Origin of the sequence: Marinovum algicola, assembly GCF_900109145.1 — a bacterium.
In the GTDB taxonomy this organism is placed as follows: Bacteria; Pseudomonadota; Alphaproteobacteria; order Rhodobacterales; family Rhodobacteraceae; genus Marinovum; species Marinovum algicola.
Window position 1 is genome coordinate 1 of record NZ_FNYY01000032.1, and the last position, 12440, is coordinate 12440.

The window sequence follows — 12440 nt, forward strand, 5'->3', positions numbered from 1 at the left end:
AAGGGCTGTAGCGGCCGCAACGGCAGCGATGGCGTAGGAACCGATCCACCGCCGATGCATCGAGGTCTCTGGTCGGGATCTTCCGGGCGCGTGCCCACTTCAGAAAATGCCGGGCGGCACCCACGGCGCCCTTCGAGAGCCGGGGATTGTCTGCGAGATAGGCGCTGACCAGAGCGACGTCGTCAGCGCCGGCACGGCCACCGAGCGGAGAGTTGGAGGGGGAGTTCATGGAGGATGTCCTTCTGCGGATGAGAGCAGAGGCATCATGATTATCCAAAGCGGAAACCCGAAAATGAATCAGCAGAACAACAGGTTGAAATCCCGAACTCCGCATAACGGTGACGCGGCATATTGGTAGTTATCCGGAGTTCCGGATAAGACGTAGTCGCGGGGCGTCAGCGCGCCTTCGACCAATTCATCGTCCGGGTCCATCATCTCAAGCCGGCGCTTCAGCAGGCTCTCACCCGTCGAGACCACCTGGATGACGCAAGCATAGCCTGCCGACAGATCTTCCTCGATGGCACGGACAATGCTCGGGGCCTTCATGCCCATCAGGAGATGATTGAAGAACCGTTGTTTCGTGCTCTCGAAGCGGGACTTGGCCGAGGCGCGTGCGGCGGAGGCATTGGTCTCGCCAGAGGCGTCGTTGACGCCGGTCGCCGTCAGCGCGGCTTCGAGATTGTGGTGGATCGTTCGAAACGCACCCGCATAGGCGTCGTAGATCTCGATCTGGGCCGAGGTGAGCGCGTGTTCGAGCACGTCATACTCCACGCCGTCGAAGCTGAGGGCGCGGGCCGTGTAGAGCCCGAGCGTCTTGAGATCGCGGGCAACCACCTCCATGGCGGCGACACCGCCGGCTTCCATCGCCGAGACGAAGCTCTCGCGGCTTGGGAAGGGGTATTCGGGGCCCTGCCCCCAGAGCCCCAGCCGCGCGGTATAGGCTAGGTTGTGCACGCTCGTGGCACCCGTGGCCGAGATGTAGAAGACGCGGGCGCGGGGTGCTGCCAGTTGCAGCCGCAGGCCAGCAAGGCCCTGCTGGGAGGGTTTGACCCCCCTGCCCTGCTCGGACCCTGCCGCGTTCTGCATGGCATGGGCCTCATCAAAAGCGAGAACGCCTTCAAAGTCTTCGCCCATCCAGTCGAGGATCTGGCTCAGTCGCGTGGTGCCGCATTTGCCCGCGGACCGCAGCGTGGCGTAGGTGACGAAGAGGATACCGTCGCCCATGGGGATGGGCTGATCCGGTTTCCATTTCGACAGCGGCTGAATGTCGGCGGGCGAGCCGCCGAGATCAGTCCAGTCGCGGATGGCGTCCTCGATGAGCGTGGCGGACTTCGAGACCCAGACGGCCTTACGGCGTCCGGCGAGCCATCCCGCGAGGATCAGCCCCGCACATTCCCGACCCTTGCCGCAGCCGGTGCCGTCGCCAAGAAAGTAGCCGAGGCGATAGGCGCGCGCATCCGGGTCATGATCGGCACGCGTCATCTTGGTCTGGTCGTCATCGATGGTAAAACGCCCTGGCAGATCGCACCCATGGGCATAATGGGCCATGATGATGGTCTCAAGCTGCGCCTCGGAGAGGTGGCCCTCTTCGATCAGTCGGGCGGGCAGACGCAATGACTCGCTCGCCTCATGCGATGGCGATGGCGGCGCGACGGCGGCCATTGCGATACTTTCGACCAACGGCGTGGGATGTTCCCGAGCGCCCGCGATCTCGATCCGCTGCGGGCGGTAGCGGGCATAGATGTCCGAGACCGGCGTGTTGTCCCGTGGGGTCTCGAGACTGGTGAAGGTAAGCGGAACGGCGGCGTTGGTTTTGGTCTTGGATGCCGCGACCGCTGCAACAGGCCGCTTGCGCGTGACAGGCACTGGAACGACCCTCCCCGCGTGAGGGCTCGTCGCCGCCCTTTGGGCGAGACGCGCCTCGGGCCGAATCGCAGCCACGGCGTCGACATATGCCAAAGCGTCGTCCAGATCCCGCACCGTGGCGCGGATGAACTCACCACCCTCCGGCACCTTGTCGAAGACCATCAGCTGGGTTTCCACACTCGTGCCAAGCTTGCGATAAACCTGTCCCGGGATCGTCAGCGCCAAGCGCGGCGTGAAGAGGCCGCAGGCGCGCGACCAATGCGCGGCATCACGGTCGGGTGTGAACCCAGGCGGCATAATCGCCACCAGCCGCCCCCCGGGCGCGAGGCGCTTCGCGGCAGCGATGAGATGCTTGGCCGCGATGTGCTTATCCCTAGACCGATCGATCGAAGAGGCGAATGGCGGGTTCATCACCACGACTTGGGGCAGGACCAGTGTCTGCAGCAGATCGTCGATATGCTCACCATCGTGACCTGTCACCTCGCCCCCGAAGACCGCGCACAGGAGGCGCTGGCGAAACGGATCGATCTCGTTGAGCAGAAGCGTGGCGCCTGCGCGGGTGGCGAAAGCGGCCAGGGCGCCAGTTCCGGCGGATGGTTCGAGCACGGTCTCGCCCTTGCGGACCGCAGCCGCCCGCACGGCAAAGGCGGCAAATGGCAGTGGCGTGGAAAACTGCTGCAACCGGATCTGCTGCTCGGAGCGGCGGGTTTCCGTCAGGAGCCGCGAGGCGAGCAGCTTTGCAGCGGCAATACCACCCTCGGCGCCGTCTTGACGCAGCAGCACCTGAACAGCCGCAGCATGCATCATGTCATAGGCCATGCGCCAGTCCCACGCGCCACTGGCATCGCTGCCGCCGAACGCCTCCCGCATGATACGGGCAAGCGCCGAACTGCGCAGGGGCTGGTGATCAATCTCCGCTCCCATCTGCCTCAGAGCGGTGGAAAGATCGGGATCGGAGACGGTAAGAACTGGGTTTGTTGGGGTTGGCTTGGCCATGGGGTTTGTCCTTTGGATCAGGGTCTGAGTTCCAAAAGACAAAAAGCCCCCTCTACACTTTGTAAGAGCAGAACGCTCGAAGGAAGCGCCGGTGCTTGATGGTCTAGTCGTTCAATCCTCCTGCCCCGCCAGGAACTCTGCCAGCACAGGACTTGCCGCGCCCTTCGCGGAGCTGAGCAGCTCCGAGCCAGCGAGCGTCGCTTTCGACAGGCGCACGAGCGCGCCGGTTTCCTCGATGCGGTAGCAGCGGCGTTTTTGCCGCCCCCGACTGTAGTGGGTCACGGTGACGATCTGGCAGGTACTGCCATCTGTGAGCGTCACGGGAGCGGCGAGCTTGATCCTGTCACCTTCCTGGTAGTCCGGAATCGACGCCCAATCACGACAGCGCTGGCGCCAGGCATGGGCATAGCTCTCTGGGTTCTTCAATTCCGAGAGCAGCGCCAGAAGGCTGAGCGGAGCGCGCGACTCGACGGGACCAGCGCTTTCCTCCATGTCCTTGTAGCCCCAGCAGCCGTCGTCGTATCGGGCGAGGAATACGGCACCGAAGGTGACGGAGCCGTCAGGGTCTGTGACATAGGTCGCATCCTCGACCGGAGATCCGTGGAGGTTTGTGACCCTCGCTGCCGCGTACCAGGTCGAACCCACCTTGCAGGCCTTGAGCAGTTCTGTCTTTCGGTTGTCGGTCTCGAAGGTACAGAGCCGTGTAATTTCCGCCTTCTCATCCGCGTAGGATTTGATACGACGGTCGGTGTAAAAGAGCCATCCCACTATGCCGCCCTCCGATCGTCGATCTCCGTGAGCGCATCGAGCGGCACGCGATAGGGCTGCATGGCGTCGAAATCCTCGCAATTGCCGCAGTTCTGGACGATCGCGAAGGTGTCACAGGCGTCCTTGAGGATGACTCGGAAGGTACCCCCGAGACCAGAGGGCACGTCATAGGCTCCGCCGATGAGATAATCCGCTGCGCGGCGCACGAAGACGCGGATGCTGTGACCATCAGTGGCGAGCCGGATCGTGCCCTGCCCCCGGTCGATGAGCACCTGCACGTCGTCCAGGATGTCCGTGTAGAACTGCCCGGTCAGGTCGCGAAACGCCATGCGGCGCTGCGCCATCCAGTCGGTGTCCCGAAACGGGTTCATGCCGTCGGCGAAGGCGAAGGAGGGATCCGCCTGCTCGGTGGTGACGATGCGGGTGGTTGTGCCATCAATGCCGTTCGAGCGCAGATGCACGCCATTGCCGACGATCAGAATCAGGGCGGGCCTGTCCACGGGTCCGTTCCAGTTGGGCAGGAAGGTCTTGCAGCCGCGCGCATGGGCGATCTGCGCTGCGACAGCGGACGCGGAGAACTTGAGAATAGCCATGGGGATGTCTTTCTGTTCAGTGTGGGAAAGGGTCGACCCGCGCGGTGTTTGAGCCTTGCGCAGGTCGAGAGGGTCGCTCAGGCCGCTTTCGCGACGCCAGTGTCAGGCTCCGAGATTTCTACCGTGGGCGCTTCGTCCGTCGCGCTTCCGGCGGTCTGCATCATCGGCGGGCACCAGGCGGCTACCGCAGCGCGTTGTGCGTCCGTCAGAGTGGCGAAGGGTTCGGCGAAGAGCTTGTCGCAGAAGGCGACGATCTCCTTCTTGCTGGACGAGGCCAGCGTCACCGCCTCCTGGGCAAGGCCAAGATCTTCGCCGAGGATTTTCAGGAGCCAGGCCTTCTTGAAGCGGTTGAACAGAGCCGCGTTCGGCGTCCAATGTGCGCGAATGTCGGGCATGATCTCGATCTCGAAATCATGCATCAGGCTGTCGCGCTGGCGATCCCGCGCAAAGCAGGACTGCGTGGTGCTTGCTGTGGCATACGCGACAAGCGTGGCCTTCTCGGCGGCCTCCAGCGCGCGGAACGCGGCGAACTGATCGGCAGGGGACCGGGCCTCATCGAGCCACGAGAGGTCAAGCGCATCATGCGCCGCCGCCACCTGCTCGAGCGAGGCGCCATCGATCTCGTCCATCTTGGCATGGCTGCGGCATTCCTTGCGGGCATCGATCTTGATCGCCTGCGTGACACTCATGCCGCTGGCCAGAACGTCACTGACCAGCTTGAAGAGCGTCAGATCCAGCGTGGCCTCAGGGTTCATCGCCATCGCGGCTCCAAGGGCCATAGCCCGCTCGGTCTTGAGATCCTCGGCCAGCGAAGCCGGATAGGCGATCTCGCCTGGGTCGGGCTCATCCTTACTGGTCTGGTTACCGGAAGGGCTCTGAGACGCCTCTTGCTTGTCCTCCGGGCGCACGAGGCCCACATGGAGCGTGACCTGACCGCCCGACCACGACGCAATCACACCGGCGCGGGCAAGGTCCTCGGCACCGTAGGCCTCCTGCAAATCGCGCGCTTCGTCTTCCAAAGCGTCCACACGTTCGTAGAGCGCCGTGTAGGCGTCGTCCTCGAGCCCCTCATCCTCCATCTCGAGCTGCAGTTTCTCGAGTTCGGCGGTGATCTCATCGATGCGCTTCTGGGCGGCCTCATCAGGCTCAATAGGGCCGGGATAGACGCGGCCGTAGTCGGCCATGGTCGCGTAATCATAGCGCACCATCGCATCGGCCCAGGCAAGACCCAGTTTCGCACGGGCTTCCTCGGCGGCGGCACCGAGCTTCTCCAGCAGGATGACCTCGACCAGTGCCGCATCCTCGAGCACGGAATGCTCTTCCAGAAGGTCGGCCGCAACGGCGCCACCCCGTGCCTCGTAGTCCGCGCGCACGAAAGCCCCGATATCGTCGCTGATCTGCACGCCGCGGGATTTGAGAGCCTGACGGACGGTGTAGGCCTGCAGATAGCTGTCTTCCGTCGTGAGCGCCTCGAAGACCTCCTTCTGCACGTCCTGGCTCGGATGCTCCGCAAAGGCCTTCATCGTATCGAGCGTGATCGCTTTGGCCCGGGCTGCGGCGCGGATGTCAGGGTGAATGAGGCCGTAGCGCAGCCGCCCCTTCACGGCGGCAACGGTGGTACCGAAGGTCTTGGCGATCGTCTCGGGCGTCTGACCATCGACCTTCATCATCCGGGCGAAGGCCTCGAACTCGTCGATCGCATTCATCGGCGCCTGGGTAATGTTCTCGGCGAGCGACAGGGCCGTGGTTACGTCGCAATCCTCCGGCACGAGGCGGCACTCGACCTTGGTCTTCGCCGTGAAGCCCTTCGCGGCCTTCTCCGCGACCAGCTCCTTCAACGCGGCATGACGCCGGCCACCGGCGAGGACAGCGTATTTGCCGTCGAGCTTCTGGACAAGGAGCGGCTGGAGCAGGCCCAGAACGGCGATGCTGGCCTTCAGATGGGCGATGTTCTCGGGATCATAGGTTTCCGGGGAGTTACTGCGCACGTTGGCGGGGTGGGCAGTCAGATCGCCAATAGCGACGGAGACGGGTTTGAAGCTTGCGGTCATGGGATGTCCTTTTCGATGGGTAGGGTGCGGCCGGCGCGACCTGCTGCGCGACCAATCCCCGGGTTCGGGGATCAAAAGGACAAAAGGCCCGCTTTGCCTTTTGAGTGGGCAGCGGGCCTTAGGAGGCTGAGAAATAGGTTTTGAGGCTACCCCTCGCCTACCAGTCGCGCGCCATCATGATGGTCAGCACACGCATGGTGGTTTCCGGGTTATCCGGGGCCTCGGCACCGTAGCGAAAATCGGAATCTGCCTCATAGAGATCAATTTTCCAGAATACGGTTTCACCCTGGATCTCGAGCGCCCCGAAATCATGCCAGCCCTCCGGGTCATTCTCGGGTTCGAATGTGTCGAACGCCCCCGTGACATTCACCGCCTCGGCCATGAAACCGTCCCCCGCCTCCATGAGCGAGCGGGTCACATGCATCCGGCCTTGGATGGGCGCCTCTGGTGCTATCCCGAGGCAGGCGAGCTTGCGGAAAGCGTCATTCTGAGCGGCGATTACGGCGGGGTCTGGGCGGTCTGTCAGAGGCTGTGCTGCGTTGGTCATGGGTCTGTCCTTTGAGAAGTTTGAAACACCCTTCCCAAAGCCTGCTTTCCCTTTGCCGACACACATCCCCTCAAGCGGCCTGGTCGACCTCCCCTGCCCTGCCCGCCTCCGATCGCGCAATAAGGTAATCACAGGCGCGCTGCGCATCGGCCGCGTGCTTGAAAATCGCCTGCTTGTCCGAGCGCAGCACCCGCAGCCAGTTGTAGAGGTAAGCGGCATTCATCTCGAGCGTATGCGACGTGAAGCCAAGTTCCTGCCCCAGAAAGCACGACGTGAGCTCGGCCACGATCTCCTCGCGCGCATAGGCTGTGTTGCCAAACCGCGAAAGACCGTAGTCGCGGTTCAAGCGATGGCGCGCCTTTGTGGCATGGCCCAGTTCATGGGCCCAAACCCCATAGAAATTTGGCGAATTTTGAAACCGCGTAATCGGCGGCATGTAGACCTTGTCTACCGGTGGCAGATAATAGGCATCGCTACCCGTGAAGACGGTGGTGATATCGATGGCATCAAAAAAAGCCTGCATATGGGGAATGGGTTCAGCGGGCGGATGCTCAGGCACCGGGTCCGGCTCGGGATGGAAGCTATCCGGCAACCCCTCGATCTGGCAGGCGTTGAACACGCGATAGGATTTTTGGAAACGGAAGACGCGGGCCTCATCCCCATCGGCCTCGTCGGCGTCTCTAGACGCCTTGTCCTGTTTCCGGCTCTGGCCGTAATAGACCACCACGGAGGACTTCTCGCCCTTGCGGACCTTGGCGCCCAGGGCATTGGCCTGTGGGATCGTCATCCAGTAGGGCGAGCTGTGGCCAGCCATCACGGTCCGCATGGTCAGCAGGAAGTTGTTGACGCCTTGATATGCCTCGCCGTTGTGACGGAGCGGGCGGGAACTGCCACCGGCGGTCCAGGGCTTGCGCCACGGCAGGACGCCGCGCTCGATGATACGGATGATTTCGTTTGTGATGACCTCGGAGGCATCGAATTTGGGCGTGCGGGAACGGGCCATGGCTGGCCTCCTTTCGAGTGTTGGTGTGAGGGGATAGTGATCAGGCTGGCCGACTGGGGCGTGGATCGTTGACGATCCTGGCACCAAGCTCTTCGACCATGTCGATGTAGGCGGTTAGAGAGACAGCCCGGCCAGGACCCCAAGGTTCAGGGTCGACCGATCCGTCTCGGGTCACGCGGGGCAGGTTCGCGAATGCGATGACATCGGTGACGGGTCGAATATCGATGAACGGCGTGCCTCGTGCGACCGCTAGAGCGGTCAAGGGAAAGCGCTCGATTGGCGCGAAAGTCGACACGGTGGTCCAGCCGAGCTGGACAAACGTCCCGCCATCGCCGCAGGTCACATGGGCGTTCGACAATGTCGCCGCCTGCCTGAGATGGACGAGATCGCGCAACACGGTCTCGCGTTCGAGCCGCCGTGCCAGTTTCAGCTGGCCAGTTCGGCGCAGTTCCTTGTGCCGCCACCAGGAGGCGGCGGTCGCGCGCAGCACGCGCAAGACACCTGTTTGCATGGGAATGCCCTTCATCAGGAAAGACAGACCGGAACCCGGCCCGGACCCGTCCGAGGAACCCCAAAGCCCTCATCCGTCAGTCACAAAACCCGAAGGACACTTTCACTTTTCCCGGCCCCACCAGCCCGGGAAAAGAACTTCAGGGGCCGGCACGGCCCCAGTTTTCTTCATTGCACGCAGAAACTCCGGATCGGCAACGAACATCGGCAATGCCAGACCTAAGAGTTCCATTTTTAGAATTTATATCAATAAATAATGGCAAATCTCAGATCGGCAATTTTTTCTGGCGGTGCTTGTCCTGTGCACCGGATGCGACAAGCCTCTTCACTTCGCTGACAGGGAATAGCTGGTACTACGTCCACCAGCGTCATCTTTCTCAAGTGCTCCCAAGTCGATCAGGTCCAGGATGTCGCGATATGCGGTGTCCTGCGAACACTTCTCGATCTTCGCATATTTCGACGTCGTGAGTTTTCCTTCGAACCCATCCAGGAGGCGGTTAAGCATGTCCCGCTGGCGGTCGTTTAAGTTGGCCGTTCCGTATTTCTCCCAGAACCGCGCCTTTTGAAACACGGCCTCCAGAATGATCTCTGCGCCATCAAAAGCACGGTCGAGGCAATTGAGGAACCAATTGAGCCAGGCGGTGACATCAAGCCCGCCCTTCTGCGTCGTCTCGAGCATATCATAATAGGCGCTCCGCTCCTGCCGGATTTGGGTCGACATGCTGTAAAACCGCTGTGAACGGCGTTCGGATCGAGCCAACGCCATATCCGCGATCGCACGCGCAATGCGCCCGTTGCCATCGTCGAAGGGGTGGATCGTGACGAACCACAGATGTGCAATTGCGGCATGAACAACTGGATCCGTGTCAGGGACCTGATTGAACCAGGTCAGAAACCGCCCCATCTCTGTATCAAGCCGTGCTGCTCCCGGCGCCTCAAAATGCACGCGTTCACGACCCATAGGTCCTGAAACAACTTCCATAGGGCCTTCACGCCACTGCCCCACGGTGATCCGGGTCATTCCGCTTCGCCCGGTTGGGAAAAGGGCGGCATGCCAGCCGAACAATCGCTCTGCGTCCAGTGGTTGGTCATACGCTTGCGTCGCGTCCAGCATCATCTCGACGACCCCATCGACATGGCGATCAGACGGGATCAGCCCGCCGATTTCGAGCCCCAGCCGTTTTGCGATAGACGACCGAACCTGATCTTTGTCGAGCGTCTCGCCTTCGATCTCGCTGCTCTTGACGACATCACTGGTGAGAGTTCGCAACATCGCCTCATTGCGAAGATCAAAGCCAAGGCCTTCCATGCGTCCCAAGAGCTTGCCTTGTCGGTGGCGGACAGCGGCAAGTTGTGAAGACAGCTTGGCCTTGTCCCAAGAAAACTGCGGCCAGTCAGTGATTTCGTGAATGTAGGTCATATTTTGCGCATTCCTTGCGGAGATTATACCGCATAATCTCGTCAAGACAACAATAACTGCCGCAAAATCTGCGGAGAATACAGGCGGCAATCTCCGCATGCCCCACCTGGAACTCTGAACGTGGAAAAACTGCGTCCCCATCCCATTATGCAGCCTGCCCGCTCAATCGACCATAGAAGCTGCGCTCGAGATGCAGCTCCCCTGCCCCGGCTTTCTCGACCATCCCACGCAGATATCCGCCCGGTGACGCCACTTCGCCGGCGCAAAGCTTGTCGAACGTGAGAACCAGCGCCGCAGTTGCGATTTGTGGCCCAAGTCGGTCCTGCGCGAGGTTCCAGGCGTGTTCAGAAACGCCGATCATCGGCCTCAACTGCCCCACAACACGGTGCAGATCGCCCCAATCCTTCAGATATCCGCCCATATTGCGCGCCCACGACACAAATTCAGGACAGGCTTGCATGACTGTCGGCAGATCAAGAGCTGCCCCGCGCTTCTTGCGCGTTTCAGCCACCCAATCTTCCAACTCCCTATCAACTCGCTCTTCCGGTGGCGCATTTGGCACCACGCTCGCCGTTTCCTCTTTTTCTGAGGAATTACAGGTTACAGGATTAAGTTGATTTGTAATTAGTATATGAGGTTCGGAAATGACCTCCCTGGGGTCCATTTCTTGAGTCTTCTGAAGTACTTGCTCGGTGGTTTCAGCTGTGTTTTCCACAACCTCATCCGCTCGAACTGCCTTGAGGTACGTGGCCTCTACACGTTCCTGGAGCTCTTTGAACCACGCCAAAAGCCGTTCCAGTGCCTCAGAGGCCGTGTTCCTGCGCGGAAGGCGGTCCAAAAGATCCTCGAAAAGGCCTGTGAGCTGCGTCCACGGGCCTCTCAGCGCGCCGCTGAGCGCAGCCTCGATCCGCGCTCGGATCATCCTGCGGGCCACAGTGATCTGCCGCTTCAGGCGCTGACAGTGCGCGCGCTCAGCCTGCAGCTCTGCGTGTAGCTGCTGGAACTCTTCTACGCGAGCGGACAGCGGCGACAAATCAAAGCCGTAGGCCTCAATGATACGGCCCTCTGCGTCCCTGTGGCCCCAACGCTTGCCATTAGGGCTGTCTTTGAAGGCGATTACACCGATCTCGGCCAGGCGACGCGCATGGCGCTTGAGCGCAGAGAGTGAAAAGCCCGTTTGCTCCATCAGATAGGCATTGGAGGCCCAGACGATCGGGCGCTGACCCTCTTCCCAATCTTGCGCCTGCGTGTAGGCCCCAAGTGTATCGAGGAGCATCATATCCCCTGCCTTGAGGCCGATATGCGCACCGACGCGTTTCACGGCGACAAAGGCCTGTGTTTTGGGCACGGCTGCTCTTTCACCAGCCTGTGCGTGCTGTTCAGCGACGGCGAGTCCGGCTGTCGCCTTCCGCCACCCCGAGGGTTGGTTGATATTGGACATATCTCTACTGTTCTGAGGCATGCCTGTCTCAGTCGCTCCATGCGGAGCATTATTGAATTTCGTCATTTTTAGCTAGGCACAGAAAACCTGTTCGCCCGAAGACGTTTTTCGTTGTTTAGCGATTCGCGGGCTGCTAGGATTGTGATGTGAAAACAAATCGCGCCTTGTGCGCAGCAGCCCTCGGGACTTCGGTTTCGAGGGTTTTCTTTTTGGTGCCGTTCTCCTTTCTGCTCATTGCCTCTGTTTTGGCGGTTAACAGCTGTTAACCGCCGCTATCCTTCGTGGCTCTCTGATTGGAACCGATCGAAGGAATCCTGAATGAGCTGGTCCAAATTCTGATCCAGCCAATTCGCGAATCTCGTGTTCTCCCCTGCCCGCTTGACGGTGACCGAGAGCACCGATTTACCACTTTTGATCTGCACACCGGGAACGGGCGAGCGCTCCTCGACAGATCGTTCTTGCTTACCTCGTTTGCCAATTTCCTTGAGAACGAGGTCTAGCCGTCCGTCGGAGGCGAGATCACCAGATTGACCAAGAACACCCAGAACACCCTCCTCCGAGAGTTGTTCTTTCTCAAACGCCGTTGCGAGTGTGGTCCATTTCGGGCGCCCTGCTCCTGGAGCCGCGCCGATGGCTTCACCGACAGCCAAGGGTACTAGCCGATTGATACGCTCAAGCTGCGAAAGAGTGTTCTTGCTGATAGCCAAAGCCTGGCACGCCTCCACACGCGAGTAGCCCTGCTCCAGGATCGCTTGCGCGAACCGAACACGTTCATAATAGCTCAGTTCAGCGCGGCCCGCATTTTCGAGGCCTTTCGCCATCAATGCATCGGTATCATCGAGCGTCCGGATCAGAGCCCGCACTGGTATCCCCAGATGGCGGCACGCAAGTATTCGTCTCTGGCCGTAGATGACCTCGAAATGCCCGTCACGATCCTTCGAAGGACGTAGAAGCACCGGGACTTGCTGCCCGGCATCAGCGATGCTGGTTGCGAGATCCTTGATCGATTCACTCGATGCGGCGCTGTTAACAGCTGTTAATTCGATATCCAGCCGGTCCTTGGGTCCCCAAGCTAGGATAAGATTTGTATCGATATCCTGGATGCCGCCGAGACCCGCACGAACAGAGCCGATGGTTCCTTTCGGCAATGTTCGATGAGCTCTATCAGAAGCCCCATCTTTCGGCGTCTCAGTCGCCGCAGTAATCGCAGCCATGATGCCGGTTTTGTTTTTACCCATAGCCATG

Annotated in this window: 10 protein-coding genes and 1 pseudogene; all 11 read right to left on the reverse strand. The window is 60.8% G+C overall.

The features are described from left to right. Positions 1-229: pseudogene (locus BMW90_RS26910) on the reverse strand (tyrosine-type recombinase/integrase); the annotation flags it as partial. Positions 230-297: 68 nt separating this feature from the next. After that, a complete protein-coding gene (locus BMW90_RS24140; protein ID WP_074840096.1) occupies positions 298-2862 on the reverse strand; it encodes a strawberry notch-like NTP hydrolase domain-containing protein in 2565 nt (854 codons plus the stop codon). 111 nt (positions 2863-2973) lie between these two features. Then, positions 2974-3630, reverse strand: a complete 657-nt coding sequence (locus BMW90_RS24145) for a DUF6927 domain-containing protein (protein ID WP_074840098.1) — start codon at positions 3628-3630, stop codon at positions 2974-2976. Then, positions 3630-4223, reverse strand: coding sequence for a regulator (locus BMW90_RS24150; protein WP_074840100.1), 594 nt, complete (start codon positions 4221-4223; stop codon positions 3630-3632). The genes BMW90_RS24145 and BMW90_RS24150 overlap by 1 nt, the downstream gene beginning before the upstream one ends. A gap of 77 nt (positions 4224-4300) precedes the next feature. Next, positions 4301-6274, reverse strand: a complete 1974-nt coding sequence (locus tag BMW90_RS24155) for a ParB/RepB/Spo0J family partition protein (protein WP_074840102.1) — start codon at positions 6272-6274, stop codon at positions 4301-4303. A 157-nt stretch (positions 6275-6431) separates the two neighbouring features. Continuing rightward, positions 6432-6821 (reverse strand): DUF3768 domain-containing protein, encoded by a 390-nt coding sequence (locus tag BMW90_RS24160; protein ID WP_074840104.1) that lies wholly within the window; start codon positions 6819-6821, stop codon positions 6432-6434. 70 nt (positions 6822-6891) lie between these two features. Beyond that, positions 6892-7824 carry an ArdC family protein gene (locus tag BMW90_RS24165; RefSeq protein WP_074840106.1) on the reverse strand — a complete coding sequence of 311 codons (933 nt, stop codon included), beginning with the start codon at positions 7822-7824 and terminating at the stop codon, positions 6892-6894. A 40-nt stretch (positions 7825-7864) separates the two neighbouring features. After that, positions 7865-8350, reverse strand: a complete 486-nt coding sequence (locus tag BMW90_RS24170; RefSeq protein WP_074840108.1) for a hypothetical protein — start codon at positions 8348-8350, stop codon at positions 7865-7867. Positions 8351-8659: 309 nt separating this feature from the next. Then, positions 8660-9754 carry a Fic family protein gene (locus BMW90_RS24175; RefSeq protein WP_074840110.1) on the reverse strand — a complete coding sequence of 365 codons (1095 nt, stop codon included), beginning with the start codon at positions 9752-9754 and terminating at the stop codon, positions 8660-8662. 145 nt (positions 9755-9899) lie between these two features. Next, complete coding sequence (gene repC / locus BMW90_RS24180; RefSeq protein WP_074840177.1) at positions 9900-11195, reverse strand: plasmid replication protein RepC; 1296 nt, start codon at positions 11193-11195, stop codon at positions 9900-9902. Between the two features lie 272 nt (positions 11196-11467). Further along, entirely contained in the window at positions 11468-12439 is a 972-nt protein-coding gene (repB, locus tag BMW90_RS24185) for a plasmid partitioning protein RepB (protein WP_074840112.1), read from the reverse strand. Position 12440 lies beyond the last annotated feature (1 nt).